The organism is Paenibacillus sp. M-152 (assembly GCF_003856555.1).
Lineage (GTDB): Bacteria > Bacillota > Bacilli > Paenibacillales > Paenibacillaceae > Paenibacillus > Paenibacillus polymyxa_C.
Window position 1 is genome coordinate 3,410,478 of the sequence record NZ_CP034141.1, and the last position, 14,917, is coordinate 3,425,394.

Here is a 14,917-nt window from a genome sequence, read left to right on the forward strand (position 1 = left end):
TAACGGACTTTAGGTGTCCGTCCGTTGTGCCTCTGTCTCCGGGGCGGATTGGAGCCATTCGGCGATGCGGGGCACCATTTGCTCCGATGGCATATGCTCCATTTTTGGTCCCGGTAACGAGTACAAAAAGTGCTTTCCATAATAGGATTCGATCACACGCGTATCGTAAACGATAACGACTCCGTGGTCACTCGCTGTACGTACCAATCGCCCAAATCCCTGTTTGAAGCGAATAACTGCTTGTGGTACAGACAGCTTCATAAATGGATTCTTCTTCTGCTGCTGGAGCAGCTCGCTTTTTGCCTCCAGTAACGGGTGATTGGGCGGTTGAAACGGCAAGCGAACGATAGCCAGACAAGTCAAAGCCTTCCCTGGAATATCGACGCCTTCCCAGAAGCTGCTCGTTCCCAGCAATACAGAAGCCTTGGCTTCCTGAAAACGACGGGTTAGCTTGCTCCGACTCCCACTGTCTACACCTTGTCCTAACACGGTAATATCGCTGGATGCTAACGCCTCTTTAAGTGGCTCATACACTTGCCGGAGCATCCGATAGGAAGTAAACAGAACAAGCATTCTCCCCCGCGTCGCCTGGGCAGTCGCTCCTAGAGAGCTAACGAGCATCTCTACAAAATGTGCATCCCCTACACTGCCCTTCACACTCGGAAAGTCTCGCGGAATGACCAGCAACACCTGATCCCTGTAATTAAAAGGTGATGGGAGCTGTGACGTCATTAATCGTCCTTGATCCGCTGCCTCCTGCAAGCCGAGTTGATCGGTCATGTACTGAAACGACTTATCTACCGATAAAGTAGCAGATGTCAGAATAATACTTCTTTTTTTGTCAAAAAACATTTCTTTCAACTGGCGGCTCACATCGACGGGCACTGCATAAAATTGCAATGATTTACTACGGAATTGCCCACTCGCTTCGAGCCAATATACGGTTGTTTCATCATCGAGTCGTATAAAGAAGCGCAAATTTTCCCTAATCCCCGCCAAATCCTTAAGCAGACCCGTGATATCTGTAATGAGACTATCCGCCGCATAATCGTCGTGTTCTTCCTTGACATCCAGCATCAGCTTGTCGCCCTTGCGCAAAATTTCACCCATCGTTACATAAAGCTGATTTTCCAACGCCGCCGCTTGATCCCACTTTGCAGGCTTGGCCGACGGTTTGAGACGCGAAGAAAATTGCCCCGTTTCACCCGGTGTGGCATCAGACCGCTCTGGCAACATACCAAACAGCTTATCGCTTAGCAGGTCCCAAGTTTCCTTAACCTCTAACACGAGTGGGTACAGCTGATCAATGGTCGAGGCCCATTCCGTCGACTTCTCATGTCCCGACTTTGCCAACTGCTGACGTAACGAAGGCAATTGTCCGTTCTTACTGTCCTTGAACAATCGAGTCAGCGTATGCACGAGTGTGAAATATTTCATATGCATGCCTAAGTGCTTACCGGCTACTTCCTCTAGATGATGTGCTTCATCAATTACCAGATGTTCATAGCTGGGCAATAGCTGGTGACTTGCTTTGACGTCGGTGAACAGCTTGGAGTGATTCGTTATAACCACATCCGCTGTTCCTGCTTCATGACGTGCACGATGATAGTAGCATTTGCGGAACCATGGGCAAGAACGACCAAGACAGGACTCGGAATCACTAGCTACTGTTTCCCAAAAATCCCCTCCACGGTTGCTCAGGTTCAGTTCCTCATCATCACCGGTTTCTGTCAGAGTCAGCCAGACAATCATTTGAGCCGCTGTAATCAAGTCTTCCTTTGGTGTCGCGAAGTCTCTTCTGTTTATTTTATGTTCAAACTTACGCAGACACAAATAATGCCCCCGACCCTTAAAAATGGCAGCCCGGAACGGGAACGGAATCACTTTTGTCAGCATCGGAATATCACGCTCTCGCAATTGCTCCTGCAGATTAATGGTATGCGTGCTTACTGTGACCCTCTGCCCATATTTTACACTGTGATACAGTGACGGAAGCAAATAGCCTAGGGACTTCCCTGTTCCTGTACCCGCCTCGATCAACAAATGCTTATCTTGACTCAGGGCTTGATTTACACCCTCAATCATTTGTGTTTGCGCCTCGCGCTCCTCATATTGGCTCAAGGATGAACGCAAATTGTCCCGCACATCATCCATATACTCCTCAAAGGAAACGCCTGAGAGTGGATTCGGATCATCTTCTCTACGTGGAGTAGCCAATTCGGTCCAATCTTCCACTTTAAGCGCAAGCTGACGAAAAAACTGATGTTTCTCCAAATCCTGAATAGGGTCTAGCTCTTTCTCTTCTCGTATGCCGTCAAGAAACCAACCCAGGTCACTGTCTTCCTCTGCGAACAAATCGCTGAGCCGCTGTATCGTTATCAGAGGTAATGCCTGAAGCTCACCCAGACACTTTAAAAACACCTCAGCCGTAGCCAACGCGTCGCTGTCTGCTTGATGAGGGCGGTCATGCGCCAGCCCAAACTCTGAGGAAACAAAACCCAACTGATAAGAAGATAACGATGGAAACATAATTTTCAGAAAATCCATCGTATCCAAAATTCTACCGCTAAAGGGTAAATATCCACACCGGTCCAAAGCGCTTTGCAAAAAATTGAAATCAAACGCCACGTTATGACCGACAAGCACGACATCGTCCAGCATAGGCACGAGCTCCATCATCATTTCTTCGAGTGCAGGTGCATCCTTGACGTCATCATCTGTAATTCCGGTCAATCCGCTGATAAAAGGTGGAATAGATCTGCCAGGGTTTACATAAGAGCCGTAAACACGGGAAATGCTGTTATCATGATCTATAATTGCAAGTCCGACTTGAATGATGTCATCCGCGGACTGGGTGCCTGTCGTTTCAAAATCCAATACCGCAAATTTCATTCGAGCTTAATCCTTTCTTATGACACATACAAAAATAATAACTCTGTATAATAGCATAGCAGAAGATTGTCTGTTTGGAAATTAAGACAGCCAAAAAAGACGATGCACACACCGCCTAAGGAGGTGAGCATGCATCGTCTTACTCGGTGTCTGACAACTACATCCAAGTCAACAAGGAACTGTCGTAGCGAAGCTTTTCGGCACCGGACAAACAGGCTTGCATATTGTGCAGTGGCTCGGGCAGCGTTGGATCGAACTGATGCGCGAGAGCAAAATATTTTTGCGCCTCTTTTACGTCTGCCTGCTTTGCCATCAAACAGCCTAGCGCATTATAGATGACCGCTTTTAGCCCTGACTGTTCAGTCAGGTGTAACACCTTTTGAAACTGGCTTATAGCCTCTGCTGGATCATCCAGTTGAAAATGCGCCATTCCCATATAGATGCGACTCTGCCAGCTGTCCGGAAAATGCTCCAGCACCTGCTCAAATTGCTGGATTGCCTCCGGGTACATAAGTAATCGATAATACCCCTGCCCCCGGTTAAATGCCGGTAGCTCCTTTTCAGGCAGCTCAGCGTCAGACATGTCGGCCTCTGCGGAAAAGCCGGCTGCACGCAGGCAAACCATTTTTTCCTCAAAGGCCAGCCACTCATCCATAATTCCGTCACTCATTCTCCGCAGCAGACTCCAGTGCTGTAGCAGCTCCTGTCTGCGGGGGCCCTGGGCTGATGGGTAATGCTTCACGATATCATCTAACATGCTGTTCATTTCTGCGAATACATGCTGGAACATGTGCATCCCGCCCTTACGAAAGATGGATTAATACACTCACATTTTTCGCTTAAAAGACGGGTTTCATCCGCATTCCCATTCATTACATGATCGTTGCGTGTACTTCCTTGCTCATCGTTTGGGCTGGTTTATTATGTTCATCCACAAATACCACAGTTGGTTTGTATGTTTTGGCCTCTTCATTTGACATGGAAGCATAGGAAATAATAATGACTGTATCACCGGGCTGGACCAGACGGGCTGCCGCACCGTTGAGACAAATCACGCCGCTCCCACGCGGTCCGGGGATCACATAGGTTTCCAGTCGAGCTCCATTGTTATTGTTTACAATTTGAACCTTTTCATTCTCCAGCAGATCTGATGTCTCCATTAAATCTTCATCTATGGTAATACTGCCCACATAGTTCAGGTTGGCTTCAGTAACCGTCGCGCGGTGAATTTTAGATTTCATCATGGTTCTAAACATGGGAAAGTACCTCCACTTTCTGTATTCTTATATTATCAATCAGTCGGGTATTCCCAAATTTTACGGCTAGTGCAACAATGACATCTTCTTGCACATCACATAGGCGCTGCTCAGGGCGAAGAGGCTCCAGGCCACGGAATGTTAATATTTCAATGTAGTCAATATCTGCCAAAGGAGATGAGGAGATGGTCGACTCCACCATTTGATGTAACTGCTCAATCGTAATGGTGTTCTGTACAATATCTTCGCTCACTTCTTGCACCTTGCGCAGTGACTGGGACAGCACTAACGCCTGCTCACGCTGTTCCGCACTTAAATATACATTGCGGGAGCTAAGAGCCAAACCATCGGCCTCTCTGACGATAGGACAAGGTATGAGGGTCACATTCATATTGAGATCAGCCACCATTTGTTGAAGCACAGCAACCTGCTGCGCATCCTTCATTCCAAAGAAAGCCAAATCAGGACCTACCATGTTAAACAGCTTAGCTACCACTGTAGTTACACCATCAAAATGGCCAGGACGGGAAGCGCCGCACAAACGGTCTGTCAGAGCGGATACGTGAATTTTAGTTTGAGTTGGCTGCGGATACATTTCTGCTACAGTCGGCATAAATACAATATCCACGCCTTCACGTCGCGCTACTTCCAGATCACGAGCTTCATCGCGAGGATAGCTGTCCAGATCTTCGGTAGGTCCAAATTGAATCGGATTTACGAAAATGCTAAGCACCACCGTATCTGCCATTTCACGCGCCTTTTGCATCAAGCTTGCGTGCCCTTCGTGCAGGTATCCCATGGTTGGTACAAAGCCGACTTTATGTTGCAGTAAAGAGGCAGAATCGTGTAAAGTTTTTGCTCCATTGGCTCCAAGTTGGCGACGTTCGGCAATAACCTTGCGTAGTTGAGCCACTTCTCTTACGATGATCATGACTGAGATTCCACCTTTTCCTTAGCTTGTTCCTGCGGTTGTCCTTTTGCCTGTCCGTACAAGGACTCCAGGGACTCCACAACACGGTCATCCGCGCTGAACACATGCTCTGCGGCCGGGAATGCCCGCCCTTTTACATCGCTCACATACTGCTCAATGCTGCTGCGGATCATGCCGCCTACATCTGCATAAGTTTTAACAAAACGTTTGCTGAAATATGGCGATGCATATTGAATCAGATCGTGGTAAACGAGTACTTGACCGTCACAGCCACGTCCTGCACCGATTCCAATGGTTGGAATGGAAAGTTCTTTAGAGATCGCCGTTGCCACTTCCTCAGTCACCAATTCCAAGACAATACCAAAGGCACCCGCCTGCTCTAATGCCTTGGCATCTGCCATCAACCGGCGTGCGTCTGCTTCGTCCTTACCTTGAATGCGATAGCCGCCAATTTGATTAACCGATTGCGGAGTAAGCCCGATATGTCCCAGTACAGGCACACCTGCCTGAACAGTCGCTTTTACGACATCGGCAATCTCAGCTCCGCCCTCCAATTTAACAGCATGCGCATGTCCTTCCTGCATCAGACGGCGGATGCCTTGAAGACTTTCGGATATGCTGCTGTGATATGTCATAAAAGGCATGTCCGCTACGATAAATGTATGCTCAGCGCCTCTTGCGACTGTCCGGGAATGGTACACCATATCATCCAAGGTCACAGGGATGGTTGAATCGTAACCAAGAACTACGTTACCCAGCGAGTCACCCACGAGAATGATATCAATTCCGGCCTCCTCGGCTATTTTAGCCGATGGATAATCATAGGCGGTCAGCATACTGAGCGGAATGCCCTCTTGCTTCATTTTTTTCATTTTTACAATATTCAGTGCTTGTTTTCCTGCCATTGTGAATGGCTCCCTTCCATCTTTTTTTGGCACAAAAAATAACCTTTTATGAACGCCTGTACATCTGCGTCATCAAAAGGTCCGAACAGCCAAAAAAGACACTCATTTTGAGATCGTCCCTTCTGTCTCGGTCCTGTTCGGCTCAGAGCAGAATCCAACGTAACCTTCAAATGAAGTTATGATGGTCTTACAAACTTGCTAAAGTAGAGCCATGTGCCCTTGGAGTGCAGCTCGGACCGTCCGATGCCGCCTCCTGCACAGTATAACAAAAAACACCAGCTTTTTCACGTGAAGTTTTACACAGGAAACAGAAAGTTTGTGGTCGTATACTCAGCTAGGGTCGCTTCTACAATTGTATATCCCCTGAAATAACCTGAATCCGCTCACCCTGGTTCGTTTCTATTACGAGCGCTCCTGAAGGGTCCAAGCCAACCGCTGTACCTTCTACCGCTATCCCTTGTCCTGTATGTGTCCGTACGCTGCGGTTCATCGTCACAGATAATGCCTCCCACAGCATGGCTATTGGCTGGAACCCCTGCTCGGCATATAGCTTGCTTAGCAGCTCCATTTCTTCCAAAACAGCAGCAATCAGCGCAGTACGGTCAACTTCAAGCCCTGCCTCTATTTTCAAAGATGTCCCTACATGGGATAACTCTTCCGGATAATCTTCTACATTCAAATTAACGTCGATGCCAATGCCTGCAATGCAATAGCGAACCCTTTGATCCTCTGTTGCAGATTCCAACAGAATACCGGATACTTTGCGACCATGAATCAGCAGATCGTTTGGCCATTTAATGCCTGCCTCCACACCCGTCAGTCGGCGAATAGCCCTACACACCGCAACACCTGTAAGCAGCGTTAGCTGGGGGGTAAAGGCCAAGGGCTGGGCTGGGCGCAATACAATGCTCATCCAGATACCTTTGCCGCGAGGGGAATACCATTTCCGCCCCAGACGTCCCCGACCTGCCGTTTGTTCCTCCGCAAGCACTAACGTTCCCTCCGGCGCACCCTCTTCTGCCAAACGCATAGCATCCTGCTGGGTAGATACCGTTGAATCCAGAACGACGATACGCTGGCCAAACGATTGAGTATTCAACATATCTGCCAGTTTGGAGGCTTCCAGCCGATCTGGCTGAGAAATCAGCCGATACCCCCGACGTGAGGAAGCATCGATATTATAACCCAGTTCACGCAGTTTGTTGATCTGCTTCCATACCGCTGTACGACTAACCGACAGTCGTCGGCTAATTTCCTCCCCGGATACGTAATCGGATGAACCTTCCTCCAGTATGCCTAACAATCTTTCATGATTATTCACTACTCATCACCCGTTTCACTTCCTGAAGCAATGTTTCTGTTTCATTCGGGATATCTCCGCAAGCGACCGCTTGTAAAAGCCGTTCCATCATCTGGCCCAGCCAAGGTCCACCTGGTCGATTCATTGCCTGAACCAGTTCATTTCCAGTAATATTTAAATCTTTGATACGAACGACGACAGCCTGCTGTGTCCACGAGTTAGCCAGTTCGGCAATTTTCTTTACATGCTTTTCTACCCATGGCGGTAATCCACGGAACGAAGAAGGCAGTGTCTTGTGAAGCTCCAACCAGTCTGAAGCTGTATCCTTTCCCAGCTTAATTAACAAGCGAATCCAGTTACGACGCAGCACCTCGTCGTTGATAGGGTCAGAATCTCTCGAAATAGAGTTGTCAGCTATGGCAACAGCATGGCTGATGAGTTCGGTCTCCCATTCCAATAAATGAACCAAACGCAAACGTACGGCGTTGGAGAAGGTCCAAGCTCTTAAAAGCTCGTCCGCTGCCTCGGAGCTAAGTCTACAAGACATAAGGAGCAAACCCCACCGCAGCTCTGCTGGCAGCTGCACGATCTCCTTGAGCGCCTGTGCGTCACATTGTTCCCAGGGAACCGGAACTTTTGTACAGCCGAGCAATCCGCTACGACCCAGCATCTCTAACCCACGTAATGGGTCAGGCCCCGCTAGCATCTTTTCTAACTCGACTCGTACCCGTTCCATGGCTATGTGTCGAAGTCCCTCTCTGCGACGGATCATACCTTTCCAGGTATTGTAGGCCACTCGGAACCGAAATACAGAGGCAAAACGGATGCAACGCAGCATTCGTAGCCCGTCCTCCTCAAAGCGTTCCTCGGCTCGTCCCACACAACGAACGAGAGCGGCTCGCAAATCAGCTTCCCCACCAAACGGGTCCACTCGCTCCCCATGTTCAGCCATCGCTATCGCGTTCATCGTGAAGTCCCGCCGCATCAGATCCTCACGGATGTCCTTCACAAAGGATACTTCCGTTGGACGGCGGTGATCGGTATAACCGCTTTCCGTACGAAAAGTGGTCACCTCGAATGCATGACCATCCTGCATGACCGTTACCGTCCCATGCTGGATTCCTGTCGGAATCACATGAGGGAACAGCGCTAAGACCTCTTCAGGCTCAGCCGAAGTGGTCAGATCCATATCATGAATAGCTCGTCCTAATAGCTCATCCCGCACACAGCCACCAACCCAATAAGCTTCGTGGCCAGCTGTGGTTAGTGTATGTATGACCTCTCTGCCGCGAAGAGCCATTTCTGGATCAGCATGTTGCCAAGTATTTGTATTCACAGGGTTTCCCCCTTTGCAAGTATTCAATAAAAAAACGGACGCGAGTCCGCCTCCTTAAACGCTGATCGGTTTAAGATCCGGCACCTCGCGTCCCAAAACACGGTAATAGATTTCTTCATATTGACGGGTAATCAGCTCATCGCAGAATACGGTACGTGCGCGTGTCAGGCACGCTTCACGGAAACGTTCCGCCATCGCTTCATCGGAGAGCAGTTCTACTGCATAATCCGCCATCGCCTCGGTATTCCCGATTTCAGCAAGATACCCCGTACTTCCATGCACGACAAGTTCAGGTACTCCTCCTGCCTGGGAACCAATTGTTGGTACTCCACAGGCCATTGCTTCCAGTGCAACTAGACCAAAACTTTCTTTCTCCGAGGGAAGCAGCAGCACATCTGCCATAGAAATCACTTCTGCGATTTGATCCTGCTTACCCAAAAAGAAGACTTTGTCCTGCAAGCCTAAACTTTCGATTTTACAACGAATTTTTGGAAGATCCGGTCCTTCTCCCACCAACAGCAGCTTCGCAGGTATCTTTTGTTGCACTCTGTCGAATATATCCAGCACATCCCCCACCCTTTTGACAGGACGGAAATTGGAAATATGCATCATAATTTTTTCGTGCGGTTGGGCAAAATCTCTCCTAAGCGCAGCAGCATCTCGTGGATAATATACTCGTTTATCTACAAAGTTGTAAGTCAAATCAATATGTCGTGTGATTTCCAACGCATCAATCGTCTCACGAATCAAATCCTTGGAGACCGCTGTCACAGCATCGCTTTTGTTAATAGCCAGTCGAATCAGATCCTTTAATGATTCATCCTGTGCCAACACTGTAATGTCTGTACCGTGCAGGGTGGTCACCACTTTCAAATGATCGCCCACCATTTCCTTCGCTAAATATGCGCATACTGCATGCGGGACAGCATAATGGACATGGAGTACATCCAAATTCTTCATTTGTGCCACCTGGGCCATTTTTGTCGCTAGCGACAAATCATATGGCGGATATCTAAACACATAATAATCGTTAACCTCAACTTCATGATAAAAAATATTCTTCTGGAACGCCCCGCCTAATCTAAACGGAATGCTATTAGCAATAAAATGGACCTCATGCCCTTTTTCTGCCAGCAACTTCCCCAGCTCAGTAGCCACAACGCCAGAGCCACCCAGCGACGGATAACAGGTAATCCCAATTTTCAGTTTGTCATTCAAGCTAAGCTGCCTCCTTCCGTCCATCCGTAATCACTCGTATGCCCATGTATTTCAGCATTCTACAACATGCGTAAGTATAAAATCCTTATGTGAATAGCTTAACCAGATGTGGCGTTTTGGACGCAAATCCTTCTGCATATGAAATCAGCTTACGTTGACCCAACAACGAGTCCCGAGCTTTTACACGTTCCACGTACCCCTGGTTCAGTGGTGTGGATACCGTGTCCTTCCCAGGCGCTGCCTGAAATTGCGAAGCATAACTCAACAACGACTGCTCCTTCGCTTCATAATGCTCGGTAATGTCCACGATCAAGTCCGTTCTGCCGATGTCATTAATAAAATAAAAATATAATTGCTCTACCTGTACCGCAGGACTTTCTGACATAAAACGTCTCAACTTGGCGTTAAACACAGCTTCCTCTACTAACTTGCTGCACATGACATGATCGGGATGCCGATCCTCCCAATAAGGGGCAAATACAACTTTTGGTGCATGGCGCCTGATTTCTGCTGTAACTGCAGCTACATGTTCAGGAGTTACATATAACCCACGATCAGGCAGACCCAAATTCGTCCGCACAGCAAGCCCGAGCACTTTCGAAGCGTGTTCAGCTTCTGCCATGCGAGTATCTACATCACCATTAGATGACATTTCAGCCCGTGTCAAATCGCATACCCCCACCTTTAACCCAGCGGCAGTATGCTTGGCAATCGTGCCTCCCATTCCTATTTCTGCATCGTCGGCATGGGCTCCGAAAATCAGGATGTCCAGCGTCATTTTACATCACCCTGCTGGTCAATGCCCGGTTTATATTTATGTACCAGCTCACGCCAAGCAAAATCGCCACGATCCAGCGCTTTAACCAGTATTTCAGCAGTTGCAACGTTGGTTGCCAAAGGAATCCCCTGTACATCACACAGACGTAATAATGCGCTAATGTCCGGCTCATGCGGCTGTGCCATGAGTGGATCACGCAAAAATATAATTAAGTCCATATCATTTTGCGCAACCATAGCCCCGATTTGCTGATCTCCACCAAGCGGCCCAGACATGAAGCGGTGAATTTGAAGCTTGGTTTGCTCCATAATGCGCTGACCTGTTGTACCTGTTGAATATAATTGGTGATCTGTAAAAACATGCTCATATGCCGTTATAAAATTAACCATTTCATCCTTTTTGCGATCATGCGCTATAAATGCAATCTTTAACATTCCAAACTCCTCCTGCCTCATTCTATAATTCCATTCATCAATTCATTCGTATATTCTTAATCGATGTAATGCTCAAAACCATATACAAGCCCCGGGTGCTCCATTACCTTCTGGATACCGATTTTAACACCAGGCATATAACCAGCTCGTTCATAGGAGTCCTGACGAATTTTCAGAGATTGTCCAAATCCTCCAAATACGACTTCTTGCTGTGCGAACACACCGGGAAGACGAACACTGTGAATGCGGAAGCCTTGATAGTAACCGCCACGCGATCCTTCTAGCGTTTCTTCCTCTTCCGGGTTGCCTTGTCGTAGCTCCTCACGCTGCTCAGCGATCAGTTCTGCAGTCTTAATGGCTGTGCCTGATGGCGCGTCCAATTTTTGGTCACCATGATATTCGATGATTTCTAGATGCGGAAAATATTTCGCTGCCTGAGCCGCAAACCGCATCATCAAAATGACTCCGATCGAAAAGTTAGGCGCAATCAGACCCCCAATTTGTTGCTCACGACACTGCTTGTCCAGTTCATCAATTTGTTCAGGAGTAAACCCTGTCGTACCGATAACCGGACGAACTCCATGCTTAATAGCAAGCGCTGTATGTGCGTACGCGAAGCGCGGCCCCGTAAAGTCGACCATGACATCTGCTCGGCTCTCCAGTAAAGCCTGCTCTACATCCTCCATAATAGCGATACCAGCTTCCGGTAGTCCGACGAGAAGGCCGGCATCACTGCCGGCGTGTGTTCTGTTCACTGCGGCTACAAGCTGTAGTTCCTCATCCTGAAGAACCAATTTGACCACCTCACGGCCCATACGCCCTGCTGCTCCAACGACAGCCACTTTTATTGGTTCTGACATATCCCTACAACTCCTTATGCATCCATTTGTACTAGATTTGTTCATTCATCTGCTGGCATAATTTCTTCATGAGGTTGGCAAGCTGCACATTGTGAGGAAACAGCGCTGCCGCCTCACGAGCAGCCTGCACAGCCAGCTTATATTCATTCAATTCGTCATAAATCAATGCGAGCAGCAAAAATGCGTCACCACATAGCGGATCAAGAGAAATTGCCCGTTCGAGCAGCAAAATCGCATCCTGGTGCATCTGTGGCGTAGCTCTGTCGACCTCCAGCATTTTTCTGGCCTTTTCTGTATACTGCCTGGCTTCCTGCGCATGCAGATGGAGAACATATTCATCCTGATGTGGCGCGAGACGAACCGCATGCTCTGCATATGCGAGGGCCTGCTCCAAGCGTCCACTGCGAGCGTAGGTAACCGAGCAACGGAAATAATGCTCCGCATGATCAGGCTGGGCTGAAATCGCTTTTTCAAACCACTCCACCGCCTGCTCAAAATCGTTCTGCAAAATGCACTGATAAGCTTTCTGAACGTATTCCTCCGCCTTCATGACACTGCACCTCCGGGTAACCGGTTTGGTACAGCATATGTACAAAATGCCTAATCGGTGTCCTTTTTGGTCCAGCGATTCGCATCACGCGTGTTAAATTTATGCATAACCTTATCATGTGCCTCGGTCAAATTGATACCTAGTGAGTTCGCAAAGCAAACTGTGATGAACAAGATGTCCCCCAGCTCCAGCTCAATGGAATTGTCCGCCTCATCCGTTTTTTTCGGCTTCTCACCAAAGGAGTGATTAACCTCCCTTGCCAGTTCACCGACTTCCTCGGACATCCGGGCCAACATGGCCAGAGGGCTGAAATACCCTTCTTTAAATTGAGAGATATACTGGTCTACCTCACGTTGAATTTCATCTAACGATTTTTCCATGAAACACGCAATCCCCCCATGTGCAGGTTTATTCATATGTTATCGTAAAGCACATTTTAAAACAAATTTTTTTTAATTGTGAACTTACGATGCCAACTTACAGTCATCTGTCTTTTAAAGCTGCCGCAAAAAGGTATACTAAACATAAGGGCCTGCGATTTAGCAAAAATTTGCATTCAGTCGCTCATCCTTAAACTGCTACTGTGAGGGATCTTATGAAAATATCCAAGTCCATGGAACAGCTTAAATTGATCTTGCCCATCGTATTCGGCACCGCCATCTATGCATTCGGTCTGCTTTATTTTATTATACCCAGTAAACTGATGGAAGGCGGTATTACAGGGATCACCCTGCTGTTAAATTATGCTTTTTCGATTTCACCTTCTCTCTCCACTTTGTTTCTGAACATTCCATTATTTTTAATTGGATGGAAAATGCTTGGGGGCAAGCAGATTATATATACGGGGGTCGGTATTGGGTCGCTCACATTCTTTCTGTGGTTATTTGAAAAAATGATTCATTCCGGATGGATGGGGACGTTTCAGACTGAACACGATTTTATACTTTCTTCATTATATGCGGGGGTTACGCTGGGGGCCGGGTTAGGTATTGTGTTCCGCTTTGGCGGCACTACTGGCGGCTCGGATATTATCGCTCGTATTTTAAACCGGAAGTTTGGCTGGAGTATGGGAAGGATTATGCTGGTCATTGACATTGTCATTATCGGCGCTTCACTACTTTACATACCCAAAGAAAAAATTCTATATACATTAGTCGCTGTGTTCATTGCGTCCAAAATTATTGATTTTATACAAGAGGGGGCTTATTCCGCCAGAGCCTTTATGATTATTAGCGACCACACGATGGACATTGCAGATATTATTACCAAGGACATGGATCGCGGAGTTACGATTATTCCGGCTGTAGGTGCATTTTCCAAACAGGCCAAGCATGTTGCCTATTGTGTCGTGTCCCGTCAGGAAATACGGCGACTGCACCAAATTGTTAAGGCGGTTGATCCACGGGCGTTTATTATCATTCAGGATGTGCATGATGTGCATGGCGAAGGGTTCAAAGAGGAATAGCCCGGTAATCCGGGCAATGGGCTGACATATATGGATGGATCCACAGCCAACGATGCGAATGTTCAAACTTTCATCGTTACCCAATGAAACCAGCCCGATATTTACGATAACCTGCGTAAGCCAGCGCCAGCAGAACAATCATGCCGATGGCCCATTCAGCCCGGCGCTCACTCTCACGCGGGATAAATGGCGCCAGTGCGGTAGCGTCTTTCTCACGTCCAAACAAGGCATTAAACGTCGGGTTGCCTTGGTCCAATGCTCCTCTAATCGCTGAGGCATCTGCATTTTGCTGATCTCCCAATCCTTTGACGTAGGAAATCCAGGAATCAGTCCGCACGACCTCGGTTGTTCTGCCATGGATCAATGCTGCTGTACGAATCGTTTCATAGTGGTCTTCCAGCACTTCGGTACCAGCTTTGAATCCCTTCATGTTCCCTTTAGCAAACTGGTTATTCAAGCCGCTAACATCTTCTCTTAAAATCTTATAATACTGCTGCCATAAGGGCTGGCGCGGGTGCGCAAGCGCATCTGTCGCAAGCCGTAAATTCGCAGCTGCCTTCACCCATTCATCCGGTGATGCTTGAACCGACTGTGTAGCTTGCTGCACCTCCAGAATGCTGCCGGATAGAGCATGAATGGCCTCTACAGATAGCGCTGCCTGCACCTGTCCAGTGCTGAACCATCTGCTCACCTCGGCTACATCCGCGCGTGCTTTTTCAATATTCCCGTCCATTACGTCACGGTACAGTGTCGCAGCTGCATGATCCAGTTCTTCAATTTCCTTGGTATTACCTTCGGGTTTTGACTGATCGCGCGCTTCTGCCATACCTGGAGGGACGTAGACGGACAGCAGCAGGACCATGGATAACACAATACTCAAAACCACACGTAACGTAATACGACCCCCCCGACCCCTAATCATGGGACATCCCTCCTCACCTTACTGTATGGCAAGGTTAACGGGACTAGAACTGGCTTTAGGTGAAACGTTA

15 protein-coding genes are annotated in these 14,917 nt (G+C 48.0%); 1 reads left to right on the forward strand and 14 read right to left on the reverse strand.

The genetic code is table 11. From position 1 onward, the window contains the following. Nucleotides 1–9: 9 nt before the first annotated feature. From dinG to EGM68_RS14890, 13 genes are all read right to left on the reverse strand, one after another. Nucleotides 10–2,892 carry an ATP-dependent DNA helicase DinG gene (dinG, locus tag EGM68_RS14830; RefSeq protein ID WP_129549500.1) on the reverse strand — a complete coding sequence of 961 codons (2,883 nt, stop codon included), beginning with the start codon at nucleotides 2,890–2,892 and terminating at the stop codon, nucleotides 10–12. Nucleotides 2,893–3,049: 157 nt separating this feature from the next. Then, a complete protein-coding gene (locus EGM68_RS14835; RefSeq protein WP_013371640.1) occupies nucleotides 3,050–3,682 on the reverse strand; it encodes a tetratricopeptide repeat protein in 633 nt (210 codons plus the stop codon). Nucleotides 3,683–3,764: 82 nt separating this feature from the next. Further along, entirely contained in the window at nucleotides 3,765–4,148 is a 384-nt protein-coding gene (gene panD, locus EGM68_RS14840; protein ID WP_025678543.1) for an aspartate 1-decarboxylase, read from the reverse strand. After that, the gene (gene panC, locus EGM68_RS14845; protein ID WP_129549501.1) at nucleotides 4,141–5,079 is read right to left on the reverse strand and encodes a pantoate--beta-alanine ligase; all 939 of its coding nucleotides are present in this window, start codon (nucleotides 5,077–5,079) and stop codon (nucleotides 4,141–4,143) included. Before panC ends, panD begins: the two co-directional genes overlap by 8 nt. Beyond that, entirely contained in the window at nucleotides 5,076–5,984 is a 909-nt protein-coding gene (panB, locus tag EGM68_RS14850; RefSeq protein WP_064962996.1) for a 3-methyl-2-oxobutanoate hydroxymethyltransferase, read from the reverse strand. Before panB ends, panC begins: the two co-directional genes overlap by 4 nt. A gap of 346 nt (nucleotides 5,985–6,330) precedes the next feature. Next, the gene (locus EGM68_RS14855; protein ID WP_129549502.1) at nucleotides 6,331–7,305 is read right to left on the reverse strand and encodes a biotin--[acetyl-CoA-carboxylase] ligase; all 975 of its coding nucleotides are present in this window, start codon (nucleotides 7,303–7,305) and stop codon (nucleotides 6,331–6,333) included. Continuing rightward, the gene (locus EGM68_RS14860) at nucleotides 7,298–8,620 is read right to left on the reverse strand and encodes a CCA tRNA nucleotidyltransferase (RefSeq protein WP_129549503.1); all 1,323 of its coding nucleotides are present in this window, start codon (nucleotides 8,618–8,620) and stop codon (nucleotides 7,298–7,300) included. Before EGM68_RS14860 ends, EGM68_RS14855 begins: the two co-directional genes overlap by 8 nt. A gap of 54 nt (nucleotides 8,621–8,674) precedes the next feature. Beyond that, nucleotides 8,675–9,838 (reverse strand): N-acetyl-alpha-D-glucosaminyl L-malate synthase BshA, encoded by a 1,164-nt coding sequence (bshA, locus tag EGM68_RS14865; protein WP_129549504.1) that lies wholly within the window; start codon nucleotides 9,836–9,838, stop codon nucleotides 8,675–8,677. Between the two features lie 85 nt (nucleotides 9,839–9,923). Next, entirely contained in the window at nucleotides 9,924–10,616 is a 693-nt protein-coding gene (gene bshB1, locus EGM68_RS14870) for a bacillithiol biosynthesis deacetylase BshB1 (protein WP_025678534.1), read from the reverse strand. Then, entirely contained in the window at nucleotides 10,613–11,050 is a 438-nt protein-coding gene (gene mgsA, locus EGM68_RS14875; protein WP_013371648.1) for a methylglyoxal synthase, read from the reverse strand. Before mgsA ends, bshB1 begins: the two co-directional genes overlap by 4 nt. Nucleotides 11,051–11,106: 56 nt before the next feature. Continuing rightward, a complete protein-coding gene (gene dapB / locus EGM68_RS14880) occupies nucleotides 11,107–11,910 on the reverse strand; it encodes a 4-hydroxy-tetrahydrodipicolinate reductase (protein ID WP_013371649.1) in 804 nt (267 codons plus the stop codon). 31 nt (nucleotides 11,911–11,941) lie between these two features. After that, nucleotides 11,942–12,460, reverse strand: a complete 519-nt coding sequence (locus EGM68_RS14885) for a tetratricopeptide repeat protein (RefSeq protein ID WP_013371650.1) — start codon at nucleotides 12,458–12,460, stop codon at nucleotides 11,942–11,944. A gap of 50 nt (nucleotides 12,461–12,510) precedes the next feature. After that, nucleotides 12,511–12,840, reverse strand: coding sequence for a nucleotide pyrophosphohydrolase (locus EGM68_RS14890; protein WP_007430805.1), 330 nt, complete (start codon nucleotides 12,838–12,840; stop codon nucleotides 12,511–12,513). Between the two features lie 215 nt (nucleotides 12,841–13,055). On the opposite strand from EGM68_RS14890, the gene EGM68_RS14895 reads away from it, so the two are divergent. After that, nucleotides 13,056–13,925: a YitT family protein gene (locus EGM68_RS14895; RefSeq protein WP_040103495.1), complete on the forward strand. Its 870-nt coding sequence runs from the start codon at nucleotides 13,056–13,058 to the stop codon at nucleotides 13,923–13,925. 76 nt (nucleotides 13,926–14,001) lie between these two features. On the opposite strand, the gene EGM68_RS14900 is transcribed toward EGM68_RS14895, so the two are convergent. Further along, nucleotides 14,002–14,847 (reverse strand): sporulation protein YpjB, encoded by an 846-nt coding sequence (locus EGM68_RS14900; protein ID WP_040103494.1) that lies wholly within the window; start codon nucleotides 14,845–14,847, stop codon nucleotides 14,002–14,004. Nucleotides 14,848–14,917: the final 70 nt, after the last annotated feature.